This is a genomic window from Pseudonocardia sp. HH130630-07 (genome assembly GCF_001698125.1).
Lineage (GTDB): Bacteria > Actinomycetota > Actinomycetes > Mycobacteriales > Pseudonocardiaceae > Pseudonocardia.
Map to the genome: position 1 here is coordinate 1,114,043 of NZ_CP013854.1, position 25,392 is coordinate 1,139,434.

The following is a 25,392-nucleotide window of genomic DNA, read 5'->3' on the forward strand; positions in this document are numbered from 1 at the left end:
GGAGCGCACGCCCGTGACCCGGTCCGGGTGGAGACGACTGCCCCGTCACCATACCCCTAGGGGGTAGCAGTATCGAGGGCGGACATCGTGCCCGTTCCGGCACCGGGCCGACCGGGTGCGGCCGGGGTCAGGTCCCGGACAGCCGCGCCGCGACCGGGGCGAACTCCTCGACGAACGCGCTGTTCACGGTGACGTAGGAGACGCCCAGCTCGGTGCGGCGGCGTTCGAGTTCCGCGGCCATGTCGTCCACCCCGCCGCGCAGCATCGTCAGCGAGTCGTGCTCGGCGAGGGTCGCCGCGTCGGCACCGATGAACCCCTGGATCCACGGCGGGACCTGCTCGCCGACCACGAAGACGTTCATGGACAGCTCGACGTCCCGGCCGCCGGCCGCCGCCCGGACCTCCTCGGCGTGCGCGGCGACCTGCTCGCGGGGGGCCAGCACGTCCTCGGCGAGCGTCACGATGTCGGCCCTGGCCCCGGCGAGCCGCCGCGCCCGCGGTCCGCCCGCGGCGAGCAGCACCGGGGTGCGGGTGTCGTCGCCGTCGAGCCGGCGCAGGTGGTCGATGGCCTCGGCGACCGCGTCGAGCCGCTCCCGGCCGGTGCCGTAGGGCAGCCCGAGCTCGGCGGCCTGCTCGCGCATGGCCGGGATCCCGGTGCCGATGCCGAGCTCGAACCGGCCCTCGGTGACGGTCGAGAGGCTGTGCGCCTCCCAGGCCGTCGCGCGCGGCGTCCGCAGCGGGGAGGCCAGCACGAACGAGCCGACCCGCAGCCGGGTGGTGACCGCCGCGGCCGTCGCCAGCGCGGCCGTCGGCGTCGGCAGATGCAGGTTGTCCGGGGACAGCAACGTCGAGTACCCGAGCTCCTCCGCCCGGCGGGCGGTCTCCCGCCACCGGGCGCCGCCCTCCTGGGCCGCAGCCACCACCCCGAACCGGAACGCGCGCATCGCCACTCACCCCTGTCCTCGGCCCTGTGCTCGCCGGTCCGATCCCACCACCGGCCCGGTGCCGTCGTCGAGGGCGATATCCGCCCATCGCCCGGCGAGGCGGTGGCAGGCCCGGACGAGCTCGGCCGGCCGGACCTCGGTGAGCCCGGTGTCGAAGGTCGCGAGGATCCCGGCGATCCCGGCCCAGGACCAGGCACCGAGGGTGAGCCGGCAGTGACCGGCGCCGACGTGCTCGACGACCGACCCGCCCGGCGCCCAGCGGGCCACGACGTGCGCGGGCAGGGCGAGCCGGGCGCTTCCGGTGCACTGCCAGGAGGCCGGGGTGTCCCCGCGGTCGGGGCTGCCCATCACCAGGTCGGCGAGGTCGCCGCCGGACAGCTCGCGGGCGGTGAACCGTTCGGTCGTGGGCCGCAGCAGCAGCCGGTCGACCCGGTGCACCCGCCACGCGTCGCCGGGACGGCCGGGGGCGGGTTCGCGGGAGACCAGGTACCAGCGCCCGGCCCAGACGACGAGATGGTGCGGCTCGATCCGCCGGGGCGGGGCGAAGTCGTCGTCACCGGGCGCGGGACGGGAGCCGTCGGGACGCAGGGTCTCCGCGACCAGCACCCGGCGCCCGCGCACCGCGGACCCGGCGGCGCCGAGCGCGGCCGGGTCGATCGGCGGCGCCGGGAACTCCCAGTGGTTCCGCAGCCGGGTCAGGTGCAGCGACTCCATGTCCGCCCGCAGCGCGGCCGGCATGACCTGGTGCATCGTGGCCAGTGCGCGGGCGGCGTCGTCGCCCAGCCCGAACGTCGTGCTGGGCGCGGTCTGCAACGCCACGGCGACGGCGAGGGCCTGGTCGTGGTCGAACAGCAGCGGCGGCAGCGTGTTCCCGGCGCCGAGCCGGTAGCCGCCGCCGGGACCGTGCACCGTGCGGATCGAGTACCCGAGCCCGCGCAGGGTCTCGACGTCGCGCCGCACGGTGCGGGTGCCGGTCCCGAGCCGCTCGGCGAGCTCGGACAGCGTGATCGGCGCCGACCGCTCCCGCCGGGACCCGAGCAGGGACAGCAGCTGCAACGCGCGCCGCGAGGTGTTCGCCACCGGCCCATCCTCCCGCCGATGGCGGACATCCGGTGTCCGCCACCGGTGCCACGGTGGCCTCGTCCGGTCCGGCAGTGGGAGAGGAACGATGGACATGCACGTCGTGGTGGTCGGTGGCGGGATCGGTGGGCTCGCGCTCGGGGCGGGACTGCGCCGCCGGGGCCGTGCGGTGACGGTGCTCGACCGCGACGTCGACGTGACGGCGACCGGCGGGTACCACATCACCCTGGACGGGGCGGCGCAGTCGGCGCTGGCCGAGCTGGTGGACCCGGCGGTCCTGCGCCGGTTGCTGGCCTCGGGATCGGCGTTGCGCCGGCGCGAGCGCGACGCGTTCTGGGACCCCGACGGCCGGCTGCTCGGCCACGGCCCCGACCTGTCGGACGACCGGGGCGTCGACGTCGACCGGATCACCCTGCGCACGCTGCTGGCCGAGGCCGTCGGTGACGACCTGCAGCTGGGCCGGCGGGTGTCCGGCGTCGAGCACGGCCGGGACGGCGACCGGCCGCGGGTGCTGTTCGACGACGGCGCGCCGCTGCCGGCCGACCTGGTCGTCGGGGCCGACGGCACGCACTCGGTCGTCGCCCGGCACCTGGCGGGCGGCCCGACGAACGCCCCGGCCGGCATCGTCGGGTTCTGCGGCCGCACCCGGTTCGAGGACCTGGGCCCGGCGGAACGGGCCCGGCTCGGCCGCCGGTCGGGGCTGACCGTCGGGCCCCGCGGCGCGGCGCTCTACGTCGGGTTCCTCGACCCGGTCGGCAACGCCGCCCTCGACGGTCCGGACGCCGCCCGGCTGCGGATGTCGGTGACCACCGGCCCCACCCACATCTGGGGCGCGATGTTCGGAGAGTCCACCGCGTCCGGTGCCCTGCGCGGGCTGCACGGTGCCGACCTGCAGGACGCGCTGGTGCACGGCTTCCGCGAGCGCGGCTGGGCCGGGCACACCCTGGAGGTGGTCGCCCGGGCCGACCCGGCGACCGTCGCCGCGTTCCGGTTCCACGCCGCCGCCACCCGCGCGGCCGATCTCGCACCCTGGGCACCCGGCCCGGTCACCGCGCTCGGCGACGCCGTGCACGCGACCCCGCCCACCGCCGGGATGGGCGCCGGGGCGGCGATCCGTGACGCCGCCGCGCTGACCGCGCAGCTCGATCTCGTCGCCGCCGGTACCAGCACCCTCACCGAGGCCGTGCGCCGCTTCGAGGACGACCTGCGCCCGCGGGGTGCCGAGGTCGTGGCCAGGGGCATGGCCACGGTCCACCGGATCCTGTCCACCGACGGGCCGCGGCCTGCGGCGAACGGGCGACCCGGCGCCACCCGGAACGGGTGACACCGGCGCTGCGCCCGGTCGCCGGCGACTGGTCCCGACGGGGGAACGCCGGTCACTACGGCATGTATCGAAACGTGCGGAGACGCACCGCCCGGATCGGTACATTCTGCGACGTCCGGACGGGCGGGGGCTTCCCGGACGCACCCGAAGAACACTTGCTGCACTAATGCAGCGACTGTATATTTGGGTCTGCTCGCCACCGGTCCACCGGGCGGGCGGGTCGGGAGACCAGGGGGAAGGCGTTCCACCGCCGGGGCGGCGGCGGCGCCGTGGTCGGAGGGGGTCGTGCGCGTCGTGCACCGTCAGGCAGAGCTCGTCCCCCGACCCGGGCCACCGGGGCGGGGCCGCTCCCGGCCGTATCCGAGCCACGCCGCCTGAGCGGCGCATCCGGACGGTCGCGTGCTCGGCGGGGCACGGTCCCGGCGCGGCCGTCGCAGCAGAGGAAGCGGACTACATGGAGATCCGGACACGGACCTGCGCACTTCCCGGGTGCAGCACGTCGATCGAGCAGCTCGCCGACCGGCCGGCCCGGCTCTACTGCTCGGCGGCCCACCGCCGCGACGCCCGGCGGATGCGGGCCGAGCACGCCCGCGGGCGCGGCACCGAACCGGGCCGCAGCACCGAACGGGGCCGCGTCGCCGAACCGGGCCGCGCCACCACCGAACCGGGCCGCAGCACCGAACCGGGCCGCGCCACCACCGAGCCTGCTCGGGTCACCACCGAGCCGGGCCGGGCGAATCCCGGGACCGAGCGCGGGGGTGGGCGTCGCGAGCCCTCCGGCGGCCGGATCGGCGTCCGCGGGCCGGTGCGACCGGGCGCCGCGACCGATCCCACCGGTGCGGCCGGGACCCGCACCGGCAGCGCCACGACCGGGGAACGGGCCGACCGCACCAGCCCGGAGCTCAACCACGACAACCTGGTGAAGCGACCGTCGGCGCCGCGGTCGCGGTCCTGGACCCCGCCGCCGTCGCGGGCACCCGGGGACTGGCTGCAGAAGGAACGTCAGCTGGAGGCCGAGCGCCACCACACCGCGCTGCTCGACGAGGTCGCCGCGCCGCTGACCGGCCCGGTCCGGGTCGCGGTGATGTCGCTCAAGGGCGGGGTGGGCAAGACCACCGTGGCCGCGGGCCTCGGGCTCACCCTGTCCGAGCACCGCGGCGACAGGATCGCCGCCGTCGACGTCTCCCCCGATCCCGGCACCCTCGCCGACCGCCTCGCACCCGGCGGCGCCGGTGCCCGCGAGCAGCTCGCCGGGCGCGAGCGGGTGGAGACCCTCGCCGAACTCGTCTCGCTGTCCGGGCTGGCCGGGCGGCTCACCGTCGTCGGGGCCACCACCGACTCCGAGGTCGGATCGGCCTTCGACACCGACCAGTACCACCGCGTCGACGCGCACCTGTCCCGGTTCTTCGACGTCGTCATCGCCGACTGCGGGCCCGCGGTGCGCCACGGCGCCGCACGGGCCGTCGTCGACGCCGCCGACGTCGTCGTCGTGGTCGGCTCCTTCGCCATCGACGACGCCAGCCGGGCCGCGGCGACCGTGCGCTGGCTGACCGCCGAGGGGTTCTCCACCCAGGCCCGCGCCGCACACGTCGTGCTCACCGCCGACCGGCACGCCCCGGACGTCTCGCCGGGGCGCGTCCGGTCACACTTCGAGCACCACGCCCGGTCCGTGCTGACCCTCCCCGACGACCCGCACCTGCGCTCCGGCGGGCCGATCGCCTACGACCGGCTGCAGGACCGCACCCGGACCCGGTTCCTGGAGCTGGCCGCCTCGATCGTGACGACCGTGGGCACCCGCGGCGCCGGGGAGCTGGCCGGATGAGCCGCCGCCGTCGCGGGCCGGCCCGCCCGGCGAAACGGGGCGCCGCACCGCGCACCCGGCCCGGGCGCGGCACCGGTGGTGGCGCCCGCACCGCCCGGCGCGGGATCCTGATGACCCTGCTGGTGGTCGTGGTGCTGGCGCTGATCGCCTCGGTTCTCACGACCACTCCGGAGATGGACCCCCTACCGGGGGTGGGCATCGAGCAGGTTCCACCGCCATCATCGTGAGTACCAGCCTGCTCACCCCATCGCGAACCCGGAACGGAGAGGGCCCGATGACGGCTCCAGACCGACGACCGTCGCCGCACGCCCCCGGGGCGACCCCGGCCGACGAGATCACCCACGACGCGCTCATGCGGCGCACGGCCGAACGCCCCCGCCGGGGCTGGCGGCGCCGGGTCTACGAGATGTCCGGTGGTCGCTACAACCCCGGGATCAGCGAGAACGAGGCCGAGCACAACGCGCTGCTGCGCCGGATCCGCCGCCAGCTGCCCGGCGCGCACCGGGTCGCGGTCACCTCGATCAAGGGCGGCGTCGGCAAGACCACCGTCACCGCCTGCCTGGGCCTGACCCTGGCCGAGCACCGCGGGGACCGGGTCGTCGCGCTCGACGCGAACCCCGACGCCGGGACGCTGGCCGACCGGCTGACCGGCGAGACCGGCATCACCGTGCGGCAGATGCTGGAGAAGATCGACGACATCGACTCCCTCACCGAGATGAGCCGGTTCACCAGCCTCGCCGGGCGGCTGCAGGTGCTCGCCAGCGACCAGGACCCGGCGATGAGCGAGGCGTTCAACCGCGACGAGTACACCCGCATCTGCACGGTGCTCTCCCGGTTCTGCAACCTGCTGCTCACCGACTCCGGGACCGGATTGGTGCACTCGGCGATGGAGGGGACCCTCGAACTGGCCGACAGCATCGTCGTCGTGGGGGCACCGACCGTGGACGGGGCCAGCCGCGCCGGGAAGACCCTGGACTGGATGGCCGCGCACGGCTACCGCCGGCACGCCGAGAACGCCGTCGTCGTGCTGTCCCACGACCGGGTCAGCGACGAGGTCGACATCGACCGGATCCACGACCACTTCGCCCAGCGCTGCCGCGCCGTGCACTCCATCCCCGCCGACCCGCACCTGGCCGCCGGGGGCCGGATCGACCTCGAGTCCATGCGCGAGCCGACCCGGGACGCGTTCCTGCGCGTCGCGGCGAGCGTCTCGGACGACTTCCCGGCCCGGTAGTGGAGACCCCCGTCCGCCGCGACACGGTCGCGCTGCACCCCACCGCCGCCCGTAGCACCGACATGCGTGAGCGCGGGAAGCTCGCGACCCGTCAGGCCCTGCTCGACGCGGCCATGGAGCTGTTCGCCCGGCACGGCTTCGAGGACGCGACGATCGCCCGGATCGCCGAGCTGGCCGACGTCAGCACGCGCACGTTCTTCCTGCACTTCCCGTCCAAGGAAGCCGTGCTGACCGGCGGGGACGACGCCCGGGTCGAGCTGGTGACCCACATCCTGCGCACGCCCGAGCCGGGCGAGAACGCCGTCGAGGTCTTCTCCCGCGCCCTGCACACGATGATCGACGACTACCCGCCGCAGGAGGTGCAGCTGGCCCTGATGCGGCTGCGCCTGTCGGCGACCAGCCCGGCGTTCCGCACCAGCATGGCCCAGCGGCACAACGTCGCCGAGGCCCGCTACGCCGCCACCCTGACCGAGCACTTCCCGCAGGAGTTCGACCGGATCGGGGCCGGGGCGACCGTCGCGGCCGTGATGGCGGCGATCCGCTCGGCCGCGCACCTGACCCTGCGCCGCAACGAGCCGCCCGAACAGGTGCGGGAGGCGATGCGCCGGGCCGTCGACGTCGTCCTCTGGGGCCGGGCACGCACAGTGCCACGCCAGCACTGACCACGGACCGCGGACCACCTCCCGCCCCGCCCCGCACAACCCCGCCCCGGTGTCCTCGCAGCGCGTGCGGCGACGTCGCAGCAACCGCAGAGGCTGCGACGTCGACGATGCGTCTGCGAGGTCCGGCGACGCGGGTGGGGCGCGGCCGGGGGCGGGTCAGACCGGGCGGGCGACGGCGCGGGCGAGCGCGGCCGTCACCTCGGCCGGGCCGGGGCGGTCCAGCACCGCGGCGACGTGCGCGTCCGGGCGGACGACCCAGACCTCACCGGGCCGCGCACCGAGCGTGCGGGTGAGCGTGCCGTCGGGGTCGGCGGGGCCGAGGTCGAGCACCCGCACCGGGGCGGGCTCGGCCGCCGCGGCGGACCGGGCGCCGGGGCCGGGCCCGGCGACGAGCAGCAGGAACCCGTCGCGGGCCAGCTCGCGCAGCCGCCGGGGGCCGGCCGGGGTGAGCACCGGGGCGTCCGGGACCAGGATGCCCGGGCCGGGCGGCGGCACCCGGCCGCGGGACGGGCGTCCGGCGAAGGGGCGGTCCGGGCACGGCGTGGTCAGCGGGGAGTCGACGTACCAGAACGGTTCGCTCAGCCGCCCCGAGTCGACCAGGGCACGGGCGGCCGGGTCGGCGGCGGCCCGGGTCAGGATCTCGTGCCGGGTGCGGGCCGCGGCGTCGTCCGGGGGGAGCAGGAAGTCCATCGTCGCCGTGGTGACGGCGAGGTTCTCCCGGGCCGCGGCGTGCCGCTCGTCGTGATAGCTCTCCAGCAGCGCCTCGGAGGCGTGACCGCCGGCGACCAGGGCGATCTTCCAGGCGGCGTTCTCCGCGTCGGCGACACCGGAGTTCAGCCCGCGGGCCCCGAACGGCGACAGCAGGTGCGCGGCGTCGCCGGCGAGCAGGACCCGGCCGCGGCGCATCCGGTCGGCGAGCCGGGAGTGGAACCGGTAGACCGAGGACCAGACGAGCTCGTGGCCGACGTCGCCGACAACCTGCCGGATCCGCCGCTCCAGGGCACCGCTCGCGGCCTCGGCGGCCAGGTCGTAGTCCGCCGGGACCTGCCAGTCGATCCGGTAGGTCGAGTCCGGGCAGGGGTGGATCAGCACCTGACGGCCCGGGTTGAACGACGGGTCGAAGTGGAACCGGCGCTCGGTGGCCCATCCGGGCAGGTCGGCGCGGACGTCGCAGATCAGGAAGCGGTCGTCGAAGGACCTGCCCCCGAAGGAGATCCCGAGCCCGGCGCGCAGCACCTCGCTGCGGGCGCCGGAGCACAGCACCAGGTACGAGCCGCGGACCGGGGCGCCGCCGGCGACGGCCACCGTGACCCCGGCGTCGTCCTGGGAGATCCCGGTGACCTCGTGCCCCCACCGCACCCGGACCAGCGGGGTCTCGGCGAGACACTCGTCGAGGATCTGCTCGGTCCGGCTCTGGGAGATGTTGACGAACGGCGGGAACGCCGGCCGGCCGGGCTCGTCGAGGGTCTCGGCGAACAGCTCGGCGTCGCGGTGGAAGGTGCGCGCCGTCGTCCAGGTGACACCCTCGCCGGCGATCCGGTGCCCGGCGCCGACCGCGGCCCAGACGTCGAGCACGTCGCGGTGCTGGCAGATCGCCTTCGACCCGGCGGCGTCGCGGCGCGGGCGCCGGTCGAGCAGCACCGACGGCACGCCCCGGCGGGCCAGCAGCAGCGCGGTCGTCTGCCCGACCGGGCCCGCCCCGACGACGATGACCGGCTCGCTCATCCCTGCAGCTGGTCCCAGACCGCGCGGTCCCGTTCGGCGGTCCAGATCACCGGCCGCTCGATCCCGGACAGCTCGTCGAAGAGCCGGGAGACGTCGAACGGCAGGCAGTGCTCGAAGATCGGCCAGTGGCCGTAGTCGTCGACCAGGGCGGCGTGCGTCGCGGCGAAGGCCTCGGCGAGGGTGCCGCCGCGCCGGTGCACCGCCCCGACCTCCTCCAGCATGACGTGCAGGAAGTGCCGGGTCTGGGCGATGGCGGCGTCGACCTCGGCCCGCCCCCGGCTGACCGCGCCGCGGCCGCCGACCAGCTGCTCCGCGCCGAGGGCGGCGACCGCGTCCAGGGTGCTGGTGGACCACTCGCGGTGGAACGCGTCCCCGGTGTAGAGGGCGGCCCTGGCCTCGACGAGGTCGCCGGCGAACAGGATCCGCTGCCGGGGCAGCCAGGCGGTGAGGTCGCCCTCGGTGTGCCCGCGGCCGTGGTGGGCCAGCACCAGCTCGCCGCGGTCGCCGCCGAGGTCGATGGTCATCCGGTCGGCGAAGGTCAGTGTGGGCCGGGTCAGCCCGGGCACGGAGGCGGCGTCCTCGGCGAGGCGGGGCATCCGGGCGAACTCCGAGGCCCAGTCCTGCTCACCGCGCTCGGCGATCAGCGCCGCGGTGTTCTCGTGGGCGACGACGGTCTGCGCGTCGAACGCGGCGGCCCCCAGCACCCGGACGGCGTGGTAGTGCGAGAGCACCAGGTAGCGGACCGGCTTGTCGGTGTGCCGGCGCAGGCGTTCGAGCCAGCGGCGGGCGGCGACCGGCGTCGCGAGCGCCTCGATGCAGACCAGGAAGTCCTCGCCCTTGATCGCGCCGACGTTCGGATCCCCCTCGGCGGTCAGCGCGTACACGCCGTCGGCCAGCACCTCGAGGGTCTGTTCCTTGGCCGCGGTGTCGGCGGACGAGGCGAACGGCTTGGCCATGACGGTTCCTCCGGACGTGCGCACTGCGGCGGGCGGGGCCACCCCGCACGGTACTCCGAGGCGTACGCCACATTTACTGCATAACTGCAGTGACTGCATACTTTCCCGGTCCCGGGATCGGAGGAGCCGATGCACCACAGCACCGCCCACAGCGCCACCCACAGCACCGACCGCACCGACCGCAGCGGTCTGGAGGCCCTGCTGACACCGGCCCGTGCGCGGCTGCTCGCCGCCGTCGCCGTCGAGCGGTCGATGGCCGACATCGCCGGGCTGCTGCACAGCGTGCCGGCGGCCGCGACCCACCAGGTCAACGCCCTGGAGTCCGCGGGCCTGGTCCGGCGCCGCCGGGACGGCCGCCGGATCTGGGTGCAACGCACCCCGCGCGGGAACGCCCTGCTCGACCTCTACGGGCTGCAGGTGCCCCGGGCCTGAGCGGTCACCGCGCCGGCAGGGTGCCGGTGCCGTGCAGCGCGATGTCGACGGCGCGGTGCATCGCGGCCCGCACCCCCTCCGGAGCGTCGTTGCGGCGGATCGCGGTCACCGCAGCCGCGTAGGTCGCACCCATGGCCGCGGAGACGGTGGCGGCGGCGCCCAGCTCGTCGAACTCGTCGCCGAAGCGTTCGAGCAGCGCCCGGGTGTACTCGACCTCGGCCTCGTGGCGGCGCCGGAACACCCCGGCCTGGAAGGTGGGGTTCACCGCACCCAGGCGCAGCCGCAGCCAGGTCAGCTCGGCCTCCCGGGGCGGGAAGTCGTCGATCATGGAGTGCAGCGCGCGGGCGAGCACGTCGACGGCCCGTTCCCCGGGCTGCGCGGCGTGCAGCACGCCGAGCACCAGGTCGACCCGGTCGATGCTCCCGCCCATCAGGACGTCTTCCTTCGTGGCGAAGTGCAGGAAGAACGTGCGCGCGCTGAGATCGGCCCGCTCGGCGATCTGGGCGACCGTGGTGCCGTCGAAACCCCGCTCGGTGAACAGGTCCACCGCGGCGTCGATCAGGGCCTGGCGGGTCGCCAGCTTCTTGCGTTCCCGGCGCCCCAGCTCCGTCACTGGACCTCCCACGGGTTCGGCGGACGCACGGCTGCGGGCGACGCCGGCGGCCGCCGGGTCCGCCGTCACCGGCCCGCGCCCGGGATGCCGGGGCCCGTACTACTGGCCGACAACGCTACCGCCGCCCTCCCGGTTCCGCCGTGCACAATTTTTGCAGGGTCAAACATGCAGCGGGTGCAACCGTACACCAGTACCGGAAACGGACACGGTCACCGCGACGGCGACGGCGTCGACGGGCAGGCGCGGCGCCCGTCCGGCCGCCCCGTACGCGCTCACCGGATCCTGGCACGCTCACGGGATCGGGTGAGCGCGGACCGGACCCGTGAGCGGGGAGCGGACGGCGGGCCGGTCGAGACGGGGGTACGGGCGTCGAGCAGTTCGGATGCCAGTGCGGCGGCGTCGCGGTCGTGCGCGGCGGCGTCGTGGGGGCGCGGGAGGCCGCGCGGCGCGGCCGGGCGGTGGAACCGGTGCTCGTGGCCGAGCACCCGGCCCGGCCACGACGGGTCGAGCCGCCGCCGGCGGAGCAGCCGGGTGATCTCGGTGAGCATCTGCGCGGTCAGCACGGTCCGGCCGTCGTGGGTGTGCGCGACGACCTCGTCGAGCAGCGCGGCCGGGACGCCCGCGGCGACCAGCTGCTCCGCGGGGAGGACCGTCATCGATCCGGCGGGGACGCCGGGCAGCTCCGCGCCGATCGGGGGTCCGAGGTCCCGGGTCCGCTCGGCCCGGTGATCAGCACCTCGTGCTCCGCGCGGGTCAACGGGCGCAGCGAGACCGGGCCGCTGCTGACCGAGGAGTAGCCGGTGCTCGCCTCGACCGCGGGCGGCCCGTCGCCGGGGCCGGCCGGTGCCGGGGCGGGACCGGCCGGGTCGAGAGCGACCGGTAGGCCGCGCCGGGCCAGCGCGTCCCGGACGACCGCGGCGAACGGCCCCCTGCCCGCCGCGTGCAGCCGGCGCAGATCGGGAAGGTGGTGCGCGGCGGCGGCGAGCAGTTCGGGGGGCAGGCTCGCCAGAGCTGCGGCGTACCCGCCGTCGCGGACGCCGTGCAGGGCACCGTCGGGGCCGGCCCGCGCCCGGCCACCCCCGGGCAGCTCGACGACGACCGGGCGCCCGGACCCGATCGCGGCCCGCCGTGCGTCGGTGAGCTGCCCGGCCGTGCCCGGTGCGCCCGGGCCGGGGCCGGCGGGGTGGGGGGCGAACGGCGAGGCGTGGCCGTGGCCGGTGCGCAGCCGCCAACCGCCGTCGTCGCGGGCCGGGGTCTCCTGGGCGGCGAGGGCTGCGGTGAGGTCGCCGTCGAACAGGGTCAGGTACGCGGTGCCCCGGTCCCGGGCGGTGACGGTGCGCCGCACCGCCGGCTCGTCGCGGTACCCGGTGAGCGTGCCGCGGCGGAGCTCGACGACCAGGCCCAGCTCCGTGCGGGCGGTGCCGCCCTTCCCGGCGAGGATCAGGGTCGTCTCGGCGCGGGTCCCGGCGACCGCGGCCCCCCGGTGCCCGGACTGGTCACCGCCGGAGAGCCCGATCGATCCGGGTTCCCCGGCCAGCGTCGCGCCGCGGCCGACCGGGGCCATGCGGGCGTCGGAGGTGCCGGTGGTGGTCTGCTCCTGGAACCGGCGCACGGTGCGCTTGTCGAGGTCCCAGCCGCGGAGCAGCCGCTGTGCGCCGTACAGGTCGGCGCGCACCACGACGTCGACCACGGTGCGCCCGCCGGCCGGGATCCGGTGGAACAGGTGTCCCTCTCCGGTGAGCATGTCGCGCAGGAAGGCGGTGAGCGCGTTCGCGGCGAACACGTGCTCCAGGTCGGCGCGGTGGTCCTCGGCGCGGGTGCGGCCCAGCATGCCGCGGGCGGCGAGCGCGTCGACGACGGTGTCGACCAGGCCGGGGGCCTCGACCGCCTCGGCGCTGTAGACGCGCGGCAGGACCAGCGGGCGCGGGTCGGCCGGGCCGTCGCCGTCGGACCGGGCCTGCGTGCCCGCGACCCGGTCACCGGCGGGGACGGGTGTGGCGATCCCGGCGGGGACGAGGCGGACCAGGCTGCCGTCGAGCACGACGCGGGTGGGGGCGGCGGTGCCGCGGTCGAGCAGCCCGCCACCGGCCCGGGCGGTGACGGTGATCCGCACGCCCTGGGCGATCCGGTCGGATCCGCCGAACGACGCGGTGCCGTCGAGGCGGGTCCGCTGGGTGCTGATTCCGCCGGTGGCGCCCCGGCTGTGGTCGGTGGACACCGACGGGACGAGCCCGGCGCCGCCGTCCCCCGGCGCGAGATCCACGGTGGTGCCGCCGCCCGTGGTGCGCGACCACGATCCGCTCCGGTCGTGCTGCAGGTAGCCGTAGTCCTGGTTGATCTGCCCGGCGGCGGTGGTCGAGTCGAGCAGGCGGGCGTCGTCGACGAGCCGGGCGGTGATCCACACCTCGATGCGGCGGAGGCGGTCCGCGCCCGGCACCGCGACGCCGCCCGGGCCGATCTCGGGGATCCGGACCGTGGCCTGCAGGCTGAACCCGTCGCGGTCCAGCATGGCGTCGAGCTTGCCCCACCAGCGCTTGCCGGCCAGGTTCTTCCACAGCTGCTGCCACAGCAGCGGGTCGTGGGCCAGGGTGCCGGGCGGCAGCTGCGCGGCGACGGCGTCGCGGACCTGGGCGAACAGCCGGGCCGGGGCCCCGGCCGGGGTGCGTAGCGTCGCGGTCTCGATCGACGACTGGCCCAGCCGGGTCGCGAAGGGCTCGGCGAGGCTCACCCGGACCTCCTGCGCGACACGGGCGAGACCGGCCCGGATCCGTCCGTCCAGATCGTGGTGCGGCAGCGCCCGCGCGTCGCCGGAGAGTTCGCCCAGGCGGGTGCTCACCGCGTCCCGGGTCCCGGCGGCGAGTCCGCCGCCCGTTCGGAGGTAGCGGTCGAGCAGGCGGTGCACCAGGGCGTCGTCGATCGCGAGGTCGCCGTGGGCGAACCGGACGACGACGTCGTGGACCTGCGCGGCGGGCAGGTCCCAGTCGCCGCGGCCGTAGAGGTCGATGGCGGTGCGCTCGGGCAGCGCGAACACCACCCGGGCGCCGTGCACCGCGGCGGGGGCGCCGCCGCCGACGGCGAGGCCCATGTCCAGCGGCGCGGTGTAGAGGTAGTGCAGCCCGGTCTCGATGGTGAGCCGCTCGCGGCCCCAGATGCTCAGCCAGGACCGGTTCCGGCCGCCGTCGACCGAGCGCGACCCGTTCGGGCCGGCCGGGCCGATGGTGAGCCCGCCGTTGACCGAGCCGGAGCCCGAGGTCGCGGCCTTGGCTGCCGCGGCTGGCCAGCGTCAGGTTGATGTCGCCGGTGACCAGCGCGGACACCCCGGCGAACCGGGCCCCGCCGAGCCCGGCGGACAGCTGCACCGAGGTCCGGCGGTGGCGCAAGCCGCGCTCGCGGACCGCGACCGCGGTGCGGTAGTCCTCCTCGAGCAGCTGGCCGAGGTGGGAACGGACGCCCTCGACCCCGAGGAGCTCCCGCAGGTGCTGCCCGGCCGGGGAGTCCGGATCGTGCGCGCGGCCCAGCGTGGCGGCGGCGACCGCGTCGAGGTCACCGGTCTCCAGCGCGAGCGGGGTCATCCGCTGGCGCACCACCTCGGGCACCGCCTGCGCGGCCCCGCCGGCCACACCACCGGCCGGGTCGGCGGCGGGCAGCCAGTCGCTGGGCAGGTACACCGTGGCCCGCCCCGGGGCCGACGCCAGCGGGGTCGCGGTGCCGCCCCGCCCGAGGCGTTCGACGACGACCCGGTGGGTCAGCGCGAACGCCGCGGTCGTCGTCGTGGACTCCACCAGGGGGACCTGGTTGACCGTGTCCGCGATCGAGATGCCCCAGCTGCGGCCCCGTGACCCCCCGGCGCCGACGGTGATCCCGGACAGCCGTCCCGCGTTCAGCTTCCACGACGCCGAGACGCCTACCCGCGCCGAGCGTGACCCGCCGCGGGAACGCCCCGAGGTGTTGGACCCGATGTCGAGCCCGACCAGCGTCCACCGCGTCGAGTGGCCCAGCCAGCGCATCCGGTCCCAGTCGGCGTCGACCCGCACCCGCAGCGTGACGTGCTCGGGGCCCTGCAGCCGGCGGTAGCGGCGCAACGAGATGACGATGCCCTGCTGGGCGGCCTGGTCCAGGCTGCCCGCGATCCGCTCGTCGGTCAGCTGCTCGGCGACCTCGGTGGCATTCGCCCACTGCACGGCCAGCTCGTCGCGGTCGGCCGTCCACCGGTTGTGCGCCGCGGCGGGCAGCAGGCCCTCGGCACGCAGCTGCGCGGTCACCCGGGCCCGCAGCTCCGCGGCCCCGGTCAGGTCCCGGACCAGGCCGTGCCCGACCCCGCGGACCTGCCCGATCCCGGTCCCGATGAACGACGGCTGCACGGCCCGCCGTCCGGGCGGGGCACTGCGGCCGAACTGCTCGCGCAGCACCGGCCCACCGGCCCGGTCCCGGCGCACCGCCGTGGTGTCGACCTCCATGCCGTGGTGGAAGGCGGCCGCCTCCGGCATCCGGACCAGCATCGTGACGTCGCCGGTGACCGGGTCCGGGGTTGCGGCTGTCCGGTCCAGCCAGGTGATCGCGACGCTGTAGCGCAGGCCGAGCAGCTGGGCCTGGGTGTAACCGGAGTAGCGGTGCACACCCGGGTGGATCGCGTCGCCACCGGCGTTCGCCCCCACCGACCACGACCGGGATCCGCCCAGGACGCCGCCCGCCTCGGCCCCGAGCCGCGCGATGACCCACCGCAGCGCGGCAGGCACCCAGCCGGAGACCTCCCCGCCCAGGCTGCGCCCGGACGACCAGGACCCGGACGCCTTCGAGAACGCCACGTGCAGGTCCTCGAGATGCTCCTTCGTGCTGCGCGTGCCGAACGCCCGGCTCGACCCCAGCGTCGCGCGCACCGTCAGCACGGCCAGCGGGCGGCCCCGGTCGTTGGACAGCACGGGCTGCCAGCCCTCCGGGGCGTCGAGCAGCGTCGGCAGCCGCGACGGCGAGCCGCCGACCAGCAGCGTGCGCAGCTGCTCGCGGGTGGTGGTCCCGATCCCGCCGTGGCGGCCCAGCTGCTCGGCGACCCGGTCGGTGAGCGCCTGCAGCCCGTCGGCCCAGATCGGCGCCGCCAGCGGCAGCGTCTCCTGCGTGCGGGGGCCACGGATCCGCTGCGGCGGGCCGCGGGCCTCGTAGGTGTGCGGGATCCAGGACCGCACCACCGCCCCACCGGTGTCCACCCGCACGGCCTGCGACCACGCCGGACCCCGGTCCGCGCGCCGTACGGCCGCCTCCCAGTGCCCGCTCGTCTCCACCAGCACCGACGTGCCCCGGTTGTCGACGACGCCGCCACCGACCATGAACCCGGCCGCGCCGCCGGCCAGCGACTCGGTGCGGCCCGCGGTCGCACCCAGCCCGAGCGCCCCGGCCGCGCCGCCGACGTTCCCGGACAGGGTGCGGGCGACGGTCGCGGTCACCGACCCGCCGGCCTGGGTCAGGTCCCCCAGTATCAGCTGCGAGGCCTGCTCGGTCACCTCGACCACCTCGACGCTGCGCCCCGGCACCCACCGCAGCGACAGCTCGACACCGCCGCCCACACCCAGCACCAGGCCCTCCGCGCCGACGGCCGAACGCCACCGCGCGGTCACCAGGTCGTCGAGATCCTGCCCGGACAGCCGCACCGCCGCACCGGACTCGGCCAGCAGATCCGCGACCGTGGCCCGCAACCCGGCCAGCCCCGGCAACGCGTCGGTGGGCACCCCGGCCGGCAGCGCGGCACGGTGTCGGCCAGCGCCACGTCCAGCGCCCGGACCGCGGCCACGGCCCGCGCCGCTGCGTCGCCGGCCTGCGGCGGGGTCGGTTCCACCGCCCGCAGGCCGATCCCGAGCGCCTCCAGCGCGGCCCGGGCATCCTCGGCCTTCTCGGCCGCGGCCCGGTAGGCCCGCTCGGCCCGCTCCAGCCGGGCCCGCCGCTCGCCCGCCTCGACCACCCCGGCCCTGGCGGCGCGGCGACGCTCGGCGGCGTGGCGGTCGGTGCGCTCACGCGCGGTACGGGCGGCGGCGACCAGGTCGTCGATCTCGGTCGCCACCGCACGGACCGCGTCCCGCTTCACCCCGGCCCGGTGGGTGAGCTCATCGTGCATCGCCGTGAACGTGCGGGTCAGCTCGGCGACCGCGCCCGGCCGGTCGCCGTCCACCGCGTCCGTGATCTCCCCGGCCACCGCGTCGAGATCGCGGTGCAGGGCCGCCCGGCCCAGCAGCTCCCCGGTGACCGGGCCGCTCGCCAGTACCTCGCCCACCACCCCGGCCCCGGCGCCGGTGAGCTCCACTCCGGTCAGCGCGTCGAGGCCCCCGTTGGCGGCCAGCACCAGGTCCGCGACGGCGACGGCCGCGGCTGCCCGGGCATCGCCCTGCACGTGCAGCACGCCGAGCGCGTCCAGCACCCCGGCCGCCGCCTGCCCGCGGGCCAGGCCCAGGTGCGCCCCCCACCAGGCCACGACCTCGGCCCGCACCTGCTCCGCCGGCGCACCGGCCGCGACCCGCCCGTCGATCACCGCCACCTGCTCGCGCAGGTCGGCCGCCGTGACCCGGACCCGCAGCCCGTCCGGACCGTCGGCGACCAGACCGCCGCGGCGCCACACCGGACGACCGACACCGAGCTGCTTCCCGGCCGCCAGCACCTCCCCCAGAGCGGCGTCGCGGCCCGCGGCGAGTACCCGCTCCCAGCCCAGGCCGTCCCTCAGCGCCGGTGCGACCCCGGCGTCCAGCGCGGCGTCCAGCGCCGCGGTCAGGTCCCGCTCCGTCTGCTCCCGCCCCGCGCCACCGGGCCAGGTGTCGGCCCGGGCGAGGACCGCATCGGCGACCGCGCGCCGCAACGCCGCCCGCTCGGCCCGGTCGGCCCGGACCTGGCGCAGCCGCTCAGCCGGGGTGCGGCGCCCGTCGACCGCCCGGGCCGTGTCCGCCGCGGAGAACCCGGCCAGCAGCGCGCCGTTCTGCGCCGCGGTGTGGGCGGCGACCATCGCCGACCTGGCCCGCTCGGCCCGCTCCCGCGCGGCGCGGATCTCCTCCGGCGCCGCGCCGGCGGCCAGCCCGTCGAGCTCGGCGGACGCCGCCCGGTAGGTGTCCCGGGCCGTGCCGAACGGCTCGAACAGCATCGCCAGCCGGTGCCCGTCGCGCAGCCACAGCGGCAGCCGCTGCCACGCCCGGGGCACGGCCACCGCACGGGCCGCGTCCCGCATCCCGGCGCCGACCAGGTCGGCCAGTTCCATCGCCGACCACTCAGCCGGGGCCGACGAACCGAGCACGACGCCCGGGTTGCGCAGCAGCGCCCCGGTGTAGTCCATCGGGGTCACACCGAGCAGCTCCGCCGGCCGGTACCCCGCGCCGTCGGCCACCAGGAGACCGGCCGCCGCCAGCTCGCCCAGCACCCGCTCCAGCTCGTTCTCCCGTCCCGCGCCCCGGGCCGGCGACAACGCCGACAACCAGGCCGGGACGTCCGCAGCCGCCGGACCGGCCAGGTCCGCGGCGCGCAGCGGGCCGCGCGCCGGTGCGTGCAGCCAGAGTCCCCACAACAGCCGCCACACCGTCACCGGGTCGATCCCCGGCGCGGCGACCGCGACCGCCGGCGGCACCGCCAGCCACCGGGTCCGGTGCCGCTGCGCCACCCGCGCCGTCACCGCGGCCCGCCGCGCCGACGCCACCAGGCCGCGCAGGGTCGCCGCGCTCGCCGCACCCAGCGCGGCGCCGGCCCAGAGCGAGCCGCTCAGGACGCCCACCAGGACCGGGAGCCCCGCCAGCGCGATCCCGCCGAGGACGGGCGCGCCGGCGAGGACCCGCAGGCCCGATCCCGGCCGCCCGGGCAGCGCTGCGCCCCGGGTGGCCCGCCGGGTCGCGCCGTCACCCGCGGCGGCCCGGCCGAGCAGGCCCCGCCAGTGACCGTCCGCCCGGATCCCGGCGGCCGCGACCAGCCGCCGGTGCCGCTCGGCCGCCCGCACCGCGTCGTCCCCGGTCCTGGCGTGCGTCACCCGGTGCGCCGAGCGGGCCAGCCAGTACGCGTCGCCCACTGCGCCCGGCAGCCGGGCCCCGGCCCCGACCGACAGCCGGATCCCGATCCGCAGGTCACGCAGCAGCAGGCCGACGGCGCCACGGAGCCGCGGTGCCCCACCGGTGGCCGGGGACCCGGACCGGAGACGACCAGCCGCGGCGACCGCGTCGCCGATCCCGCGCACCGTGACGGCCAGCGCCGTCCGGACGCCCCGCACGGCACCGCGCAGGCCCGGGAGCAGGACCCGGCCGTGGGACACCAGCAGCAGGACGGCGACCGTCCCGCCGACCAGCCACGCCGGAGGTCCCGGTCCGTGGTCCGGCGGCACCGGGACCGCGAGCGGACCGGCGTGTGCCGGGACCGCGCCGACGCCGAGGAGCACCACCACGGCTGCGGCGGCACGCGGCAGCGCCGCCCGGGCCCGGCCCGCGACGGCCCGCAGGGCCACCGGCACGGCCGCCGCAGCGGTACGCAGCCACGGCGCCGCCCGGCCCTCGGACACCGGGCGCGCCGGAGCCTGCGACGCCTGCGGTGCCGCGCCGTCCGGCGCGGGTCGCGCCGGACCGTCGGGCGCGGGCCGGGACCCGTCCTGCCCGGTACCCGGCCCGACCCGGACGAGGACGACCGTCTTGTTGCCGCTGCCCAGGCCCTGGACCCGGTCGATGATCCGGTCCGCGGCCGCACCGAGGTCGCCGACGGCGGCCGTCGCGAGGTCGTCGCGGTTCGGGTGCTCGGCGCGGTCGGGGTAGAAGTCGTGCAGCTCGTCGGTGCTCAGCAGCAGCGTCGCCGGCCCGTCCGCGGTGACCGTGACCGTGGACGGCGCGAACCGGGTCCCCTGCCCGACCCACCGGTCGACGTACTCGATCCGGGCCTCGTGCGGCGTCGTCCCGTCCGGGGCGGCCAGCGTGGTGAAGGTGTGGTCGGTGGTGATCTGCTCGACCCGCCCGTCGGCGTGCACCAGGTAGCCACGGGTGTCCCCGGTCCAGGCGACACCGATCCGCCCGGTGGCCGGGTCGGCCACGGCCAGCAGCAGTGTGACCATGCCGGGCCGCTTGCGGAGCCGGTCCCGGGCCGACTCGAACGCCGTCCGCGCCGCGTCCCCGACCGGCAGCCGCGGGTCGGTGGCCAGCAACGCCTCCAGCGCCACCGCGACCGCCCTCGCCGACGCCGTGTCCGCCGTCGGGCTGACGCCCAGCTCGTCGGACAGCACCGCGAACCGGCGCCCGTCCGAGGCCCGGACCGCGCCGGCCATCGCGTCGCGGTTGGTGGCCTGATCGGGGTGCCCGGCGTCGGTGCGCCCGGCCATGGCGCCCAGGTCGAACCCGACCCGGCCGGTCCCGCCCCGGACCGGCAGCGGCCCGGCCCGGCGGCCGCCCTCGGCCAGCTCCTCGGCCGCGACCAACCTCGGCGTGGTCGGCGAGGTGACCGCCACCGGATCAAGCCTGCTGCCCGGGGCCTCCTGCATCGCGGCCCGCCGGCCCAGGTTCACCGCCAGCGCGTCCCGGGCCCGGCCCCAGCCGTGCACGAGACGGGCCACCCGCAGCGCGCCGAGCGGCGAGTACGCAGCGCCCGACCGGAACAGCGCGTCGATCCGGGCGTGGTGGCGCAGCGTCAGCTCCTGCTGGGCCGCGATCGCCCGGTCCAGATACACCAGGCCGCGCTGGCGCCGGCTCTCCAGGTAGCCGCGGTGGCGCTCGGAGATGTCCCGGGGCACCAGCCGCCGCACCAGCGCGGCGGCCGCCGTCCGCACCCGGCGCGGGACCATCCGGGCCGGCCCTGCGGCCAGCCACCGGCCGAGCGTCGCGCTGCCCTGCGTCGTCATGTCGAACTCGGTCGTCGAGACCGCACCGGCCACCGGGTCGCGGCGCTGCCAGGTCTGCCTGGTCAGCGCCGCCCGGTACTCCGCGATGTTGGGCAGCAACGCCTCCCGCGGGCCGACGCCGACGCCGTACTGGGTCTGGGACAGCCCGGCGGTCCACTTCAGCAGCCGCAGGTCCCGGGCCCCGATCCAGTTCCGTACCTGCAGCCACGGGTTCCACCGCTGCCACCCGGCCAGCGCCGGCGGGTCGAACCGCTTGACCGCCTGGTTGCCGGGCACGTCGAAGTGCAGCGCGAACAGCTCCACCCGGACCGGGCCGAGGTAGATCTGCAGGCCGTAGCGGAGGAACGGGACCGCCCCGACGCTGCGGTTGTCGCTGGTCGTGGTCTGCAGCGGCCGCCCGACCTCGGTGACGTCCAGCACCGTGAACGACCCCAGCGAGCCGGCCGTGACCTTCAGCCCGGCGCCGAACACGCCTCCCCACTCCGGGCCGATCGGCGGAGACATCACCGGCAGCCCGGTGAAGGCGCGGTTGAACTTCATCGTCCGCCAGCGCTGCCACAGCGGCGGGAGCCTCCCGTCGCCGGTCTTGCGCAGCTTCAGGTGCACCAGCTGGGTCAGCCCCTGCCAGTTGAGCAGCCACAACCCGGCCCACAGGATCGCCGCCGGGGCCATCCCGGACAGCACCAGCGGCAGCGCGACGACCGGGTAGACCAGCGGGTAGCTCAGGAACGTCGGGTAGAAGCGGTGCTCCACCCCGAACGGCGTCCACATGCGGGCCCCGATCGTGATCGCCGCGACCGTCAGCACCGCACCCGCGGCCGCGACGACGCCCGACCCGGCCAGTGCCGCGACCGTCCCGGCGACGGTGCCGACGGCCGCGGCCACCGTCACCCGGGTCCGCCACGACCCCGGCGGCACCGCCCGCCGCCAGCCCAGGTCGGCGATCCCGTCACGGACCGTCCGCCCGGCCCGGAGCACCCCGCCGCCGAGGCGCCGCAGCGACTCCGCGACCCGCGAGAGCCGGGTCGGGCCGTCGGCCGCCACCGGCGGCGGCGCCACGAGCCGGACCAGGGCGGTCGGCGGCAGCACCGAGTAGCGCAGCCAGGACCCGACCGCGGCACCGGCGACGACCGCGGCGTCGCCGACGACGGCCGCCGTCGCCCCGACCGCGTCGCGCCCCGCCGCGACCGCCCGGCCCAGCGCGAACCCGATCCGGCCGACGGCGCCGAGCACCGCCAGCGCACCGGTCAGCGCCGCGCCGAGCACGACCGTCCACGGCGGACCCCGGGCCGGGGCCGGTCCCGGCTCGGACGGCGCCGGAGGTTGCGGCGCGACCGGGGACACCGGCTCGGCCGGGGTCTCGGCCCGCGGCGGCTCCGGACGCTGCGGCCCGCCCGGCGCCGGGCGCAGCTCGGCACCCGGGATCCGCAGCACCGTGCCCGGCCGGATCAGGTCGGGGTTCGCGCCGATCGTCCGGCGGTTCGCCGCGTAGAGCTCCGTCCAGCCGCCGCGCACGTCCTGCTCGCGGGCGATCCGCTCCAGCGAGTCACCCGGGCGGACCGTGTACGACACCTGGTTCCCGGCGCCCGAGGTCCCGAACGCGTCCCCGGCGAGACCGAGCACCAGGGTCGCGGTGACGGCGGCGGTGACCAGCACCCGCGCGGTCATCCGCCCGATCCGGCGGCCCACGCTGCGCGGCGGCGCGTTCGGGGTCGCCTCCCCCGCCATCGGGGCCGGGGTACCCGCGTCCGCAGCCGGACCGCCCGGCGTGCCGTCGTCCCGCGCCGGTGGCACCGCACCGGAGCGGTGCAGCAGCCGGTACGCCACCCCGGCGACGGCCAGCGACGCCGTCGTCCCGATCAGCACCGGCAGCGAGTTCAGCTGGTACAGCGCCCCGTAGAGGCCCACCCCCAGCGCGCTGGCGACCGACACGGCGGTCGTCGCCCGGGCCGGGGCCGTGTGGGCCGGGTTGCGCGCGGTGCGCGCCGCGGTCCACAGGGTGTAGAGCGCCTCCCCGCCGAACCCGACGAACGTCGCGACGACGAGCCACTTCACCGTGGCGTTCATCGACACGATCGGGTCCAGCGCCGCGTTCGGGCCGAACACCGCGATCACCAGCGGAACCAGGGACAGCGCGACCGCCCAGGTGCCCGCCGTCGCAGCGGCCCGGAAGACCTTCACCGCCCGCGGGCCGTCCAGGACCATGTCCTGCTTCCAGGTGCCCAGCATCGCCGGGACCAGCGCCAGCAGCGCCGTCACGTCGACGACCAGGAACGCGGCGGCGCCGGCCCGGAACTCCCACGTCGAGGCGGGGTTGAGGACGCCGAACACGTGCAGCGGCAGGTTCACCGTGAACGTGACGACGACCAGGGCCGTGCGGATCGTCCGCACCCACCGGTTCGACGACAGCAGGTTCGTAACCGCGTTCAGCGTGCCGCGCACCTGGAAGGCGACCATCGCCGCGATCGCGGGCAGCGGCGCCGTCAGCATGACCGCGGCGCTCACACCGAGGCCCCCGACGGTGGCGACCCAGATCAGGCCGGTGGTCGTCGTGAACGCCCAGGCCCAGGCCCGGGTCATCTGCATCGCCCGGTGACCGGCCGGCGGGCCCCGGTTCCCGACGCCCGAGCTCATCATCTGCGCGTGCGCGGCGGCCGCCCGCCGCACGAGCAGCGCCGGGACGCCCGCGGCGGCAGCACCACCGGCCGCGACGACGGTCAGCACCGCGGTCGTCGCGGCGTCTCGGGACAGGGTCGCCGCCCGGACGCCGTCCGGACCGGACCGGTACCGGGAGCCGATGTGCGCGGCCGTGTCGCCCGGCACCGCGCGGAGGACGGTGACCAGAGCGGTCACGGTCCCGTCGTCCCAGCCCGTGCCGTGCCGCTCGCCCCACGCCCGCACCTGCTCGGTGGCCGAGGCGCGGTCGGGCGTCCACGCGGCGCGGAACAGCCGCGGCAGGCCGGCTACCCCCAGCGGGCTGGAACCGACGTCGGCGACGACGGTGCCGGCCAGCTGCGCGACGGTGCGCCGTGTCCGGTCGTCGGTGTTCGCGCGCCACAGCTCGTTCAGCACGAGCAGGGTGCGCCGCACCCGGACCGACTGGGTGTATCCCTTCGCCACGACCAGCCGGGGCAGGACCGGCTTCGCGGCCAGCTCCCGGGCGAGCGCGTCGGCCGCAGCCCTGGCGTGGCGTGCCTGCTCCCGCAGCCCCGCGATCGACGCCTGGGCGCGCTCGACGTCGGCCCGCCGGCTCACCTCCTGGTTCCGCCCGGGCCCCTTCGACGCCGGCCGGTTCGCGCGGCCGATCAGGTTCGCCGTCTGCCGGGCCCCCCGATCGGCGAGACGCTCCAGCTCGGTGGCGCGCTGCGCCGCCGCCTCGTGCCGGTCGGCCAGCTCGGCGCGCTCCGCCGCGCTGCGGCGGGCCAGGGACTCGTAGCCGACGGTGGACCGGTCCAGCTCCCAGGCGCGACGCACCCGCCCGGCCATCCAGCCGACGCCGTACCCGCCGTAGTAGCCGAGCTTCACATCGTCCGCCGGGTGGTCGGCGCTCGTGCCCTTCGCGAACCGGACGCCGCGCGGGGCCTGCTGCACGATCCGCTGCCAGGTCTGCACCGACATCGGCGCGACCGTCGTCCCGAACGCGGTGACGGGCCGCACGAACGTCGGCTGCCTCTGGTCGTTCACGACGTAGGGCAGGAACTTCTGCTGCTCGGTGCGGGTGAGCCGCTCCATCAGCGCCCAGCGGGCCCGGGAGACGTGGGACGGCCGGATGCCGGCGAACGTCGCCGTCTGCATCCGGTGCACCGCCCGCTGCTCCGCGGAGTACGCGAGCCGCGACCGGAAGGACATGTACTCCCACGCCAGCCGGTAGTCGAAGACCGGAACGGCCCGCGACGGCATCAGCGGGACCGGCGGGGACGGGTGGACCGGCGGCACGCCCACCTGCACCGTGGGCGGGAGATCAGCCTGCACGACGGCGTGTCCCGGCGCCGGCGTCCGGTCCGTACCGGCCAGGGCCGGGCCCGTCACCCGCTCCGGGGCCGTTCCCGCGGGGGCGTCGGTCGTCGCCCGCACCGGCCCGGTTCCGGCGGTTCCCCGCCCGGCGACGTCCGGACGGGTGGGCCCGGCATCGCGGACCGGTGTGGCACCGGCACGGGGCGGGGCGGTCGTGGGCTCCACGGTGACTCCCGCCCTGGCGGGCGCCGGGGTCGCGGTGGTCGTGACGGTCGAGGTGGTGGCCGCCTTGCCCGGCGGCACCGCGGACACGTGGCCGGTGAGCATCACGAAGGCCGTGGCCCACGTCATCGCCCGGTGCCGTGCGCCGGCCCAGCGGCCGGGGGACGGACGTCCCGCGGGAGGGGCCTGCGGCGGCCCGGCGTGACCGGTGGGTGGCCCTGCCTCCGTGCCCGTCGGCGCGGCGCCGGCCGGGAGGTCCGGCCGGCCGGTGGGACCGGTGACGCGGTTCGAGCCCGTCCCGGTCGGCATCTCGACGAGAACACCGGTCGGGCCGTCGGCCGAGAACCTCGGGGGCGCGGTGGGACCGCGCATCCAGTCCATCCGGGCCACGGCGTCGACGTGGCCCTGGCGGGCCCGCCCGAGCTCCTCGTTCAGTGCCCGCCGGGCGTCCATCGCCCGTGCGTCCTCCGGGTCCGGCGTCCCTCGTCCGGCCTGGGCCTCGAGGTCGCGGACCCGCTCTGCTGTCTCGCGCACGCGGTTCGCCTGCGCATCGAGTGCGTCGTCGCGTACGACGCGCACCGTGCCGCCGCCCGGGGTCT

General features: G+C 77.0%; 17 protein-coding genes. 9 read left to right on the forward strand and 8 right to left on the reverse strand.

Features of this window, described 5'->3' with window-relative positions:
* Positions 1 to 127: 127 nt before the first annotated feature.
* Positions 128 to 943 carry an LLM class flavin-dependent oxidoreductase gene (locus AFB00_RS05330; RefSeq protein WP_068800031.1) on the reverse strand — a complete coding sequence of 272 codons (816 nt, stop codon included), beginning with the start codon at positions 941 to 943 and terminating at the stop codon, positions 128 to 130.
* A gap of 6 nt (positions 944 to 949) precedes the next feature.
* Positions 950 to 2,023 carry a helix-turn-helix transcriptional regulator gene (locus AFB00_RS05335; protein ID WP_068796291.1) on the reverse strand — a complete coding sequence of 358 codons (1,074 nt, stop codon included), beginning with the start codon at positions 2,021 to 2,023 and terminating at the stop codon, positions 950 to 952.
* Between the two features lie 88 nt (positions 2,024 to 2,111).
* Between AFB00_RS05335 and AFB00_RS05340 the strand changes: the two genes are divergently transcribed.
* The 5 genes from AFB00_RS05340 to AFB00_RS05360 all read left to right on the forward strand — a co-directional run bounded on the left by AFB00_RS05340 (position 2,112) and on the right by AFB00_RS05360 (position 7,065).
* Positions 2,112 to 3,347 carry an FAD-dependent oxidoreductase gene (locus tag AFB00_RS05340; RefSeq protein WP_068796292.1) on the forward strand — a complete coding sequence of 412 codons (1,236 nt, stop codon included), beginning with the start codon at positions 2,112 to 2,114 and terminating at the stop codon, positions 3,345 to 3,347.
* A gap of 454 nt (positions 3,348 to 3,801) precedes the next feature.
* Positions 3,802 to 5,169, forward strand: a complete 1,368-nt coding sequence (locus AFB00_RS05345; RefSeq protein ID WP_068796293.1) for a MinD/ParA family ATP-binding protein — start codon at positions 3,802 to 3,804, stop codon at positions 5,167 to 5,169.
* Positions 5,166 to 5,396, forward strand: a complete 231-nt coding sequence (locus AFB00_RS05350; RefSeq protein WP_068796294.1) for a hypothetical protein — start codon at positions 5,166 to 5,168, stop codon at positions 5,394 to 5,396. The genes AFB00_RS05345 and AFB00_RS05350 overlap by 4 nt, the downstream gene beginning before the upstream one ends.
* Positions 5,397 to 5,443: 47 nt before the next feature.
* Entirely contained in the window at positions 5,444 to 6,403 is a 960-nt protein-coding gene (locus AFB00_RS05355) for a MinD/ParA family ATP-binding protein (RefSeq protein WP_068796295.1), read from the forward strand.
* A complete protein-coding gene (locus AFB00_RS05360) occupies positions 6,403 to 7,065 on the forward strand; it encodes a TetR/AcrR family transcriptional regulator (RefSeq protein WP_083275296.1) in 663 nt (220 codons plus the stop codon). Before AFB00_RS05355 ends, AFB00_RS05360 begins: the two co-directional genes overlap by 1 nt.
* A gap of 156 nt (positions 7,066 to 7,221) precedes the next feature.
* Here the strand turns inward: AFB00_RS05360 and AFB00_RS05365 are convergent, their stop codons facing one another.
* Both AFB00_RS05365 and AFB00_RS05370 read right to left on the reverse strand, forming a co-directional pair.
* Positions 7,222 to 8,790: an FAD-dependent monooxygenase gene (locus tag AFB00_RS05365; protein ID WP_068796296.1), complete on the reverse strand. Its 1,569-nt coding sequence runs from the start codon at positions 8,788 to 8,790 to the stop codon at positions 7,222 to 7,224.
* Positions 8,787 to 9,746 carry an MBL fold metallo-hydrolase gene (locus tag AFB00_RS05370; RefSeq protein WP_068796297.1) on the reverse strand — a complete coding sequence of 320 codons (960 nt, stop codon included), beginning with the start codon at positions 9,744 to 9,746 and terminating at the stop codon, positions 8,787 to 8,789. The genes AFB00_RS05365 and AFB00_RS05370 overlap by 4 nt, the downstream gene beginning before the upstream one ends.
* A gap of 129 nt (positions 9,747 to 9,875) precedes the next feature.
* On the opposite strand from AFB00_RS05370, the gene AFB00_RS05375 reads away from it, so the two are divergent.
* Positions 9,876 to 10,178, forward strand: a complete 303-nt coding sequence (locus AFB00_RS05375; protein WP_068796298.1) for a helix-turn-helix domain-containing protein — start codon at positions 9,876 to 9,878, stop codon at positions 10,176 to 10,178.
* 4 nt (positions 10,179 to 10,182) lie between these two features.
* On the opposite strand, the gene AFB00_RS33860 is transcribed toward AFB00_RS05375, so the two are convergent.
* From AFB00_RS33860 to AFB00_RS05390, 3 genes are all read right to left on the reverse strand, one after another.
* Complete coding sequence (locus AFB00_RS33860) at positions 10,183 to 10,791, reverse strand: TetR/AcrR family transcriptional regulator (protein WP_068796299.1); 609 nt, start codon at positions 10,789 to 10,791, stop codon at positions 10,183 to 10,185.
* Between the two features lie 272 nt (positions 10,792 to 11,063).
* Positions 11,064 to 11,447 carry a hypothetical protein gene (locus tag AFB00_RS05385; protein WP_068796300.1) on the reverse strand — a complete coding sequence of 128 codons (384 nt, stop codon included), beginning with the start codon at positions 11,445 to 11,447 and terminating at the stop codon, positions 11,064 to 11,066.
* Positions 11,444 to 13,876 carry a hypothetical protein gene (locus AFB00_RS05390; RefSeq protein WP_068796301.1) on the reverse strand — a complete coding sequence of 811 codons (2,433 nt, stop codon included), beginning with the start codon at positions 13,874 to 13,876 and terminating at the stop codon, positions 11,444 to 11,446. Before AFB00_RS05390 ends, AFB00_RS05385 begins: the two co-directional genes overlap by 4 nt.
* 434 nt (positions 13,877 to 14,310) lie before the next feature.
* Between AFB00_RS05390 and AFB00_RS05395 the strand changes: the two genes are divergently transcribed.
* The 3 genes from AFB00_RS05395 (at position 14,311) to AFB00_RS05405 (ending at position 15,948) form a co-directional block, all read left to right on the forward strand.
* A complete protein-coding gene (locus AFB00_RS05395) occupies positions 14,311 to 14,865 on the forward strand; it encodes a hypothetical protein (RefSeq protein WP_068796302.1) in 555 nt (184 codons plus the stop codon).
* Positions 14,866 to 15,135: 270 nt separating this feature from the next.
* Positions 15,136 to 15,360, forward strand: coding sequence for a hypothetical protein (locus AFB00_RS32985; RefSeq protein ID WP_156819392.1), 225 nt, complete (start codon positions 15,136 to 15,138; stop codon positions 15,358 to 15,360).
* Between the two features lie 141 nt (positions 15,361 to 15,501).
* Positions 15,502 to 15,948 (forward strand): hypothetical protein, encoded by a 447-nt coding sequence (locus tag AFB00_RS05405; RefSeq protein WP_068796304.1) that lies wholly within the window; start codon positions 15,502 to 15,504, stop codon positions 15,946 to 15,948.
* A 448-nt stretch (positions 15,949 to 16,396) separates the two neighbouring features.
* Here the strand turns inward: AFB00_RS05405 and AFB00_RS35575 are convergent, their stop codons facing one another.
* Positions 16,397 to 25,327 carry a LysM peptidoglycan-binding domain-containing protein gene (locus tag AFB00_RS35575; protein WP_156819393.1) on the reverse strand — a complete coding sequence of 2,977 codons (8,931 nt, stop codon included), beginning with the start codon at positions 25,325 to 25,327 and terminating at the stop codon, positions 16,397 to 16,399.
* Positions 25,328 to 25,392 lie beyond the last annotated feature (65 nt).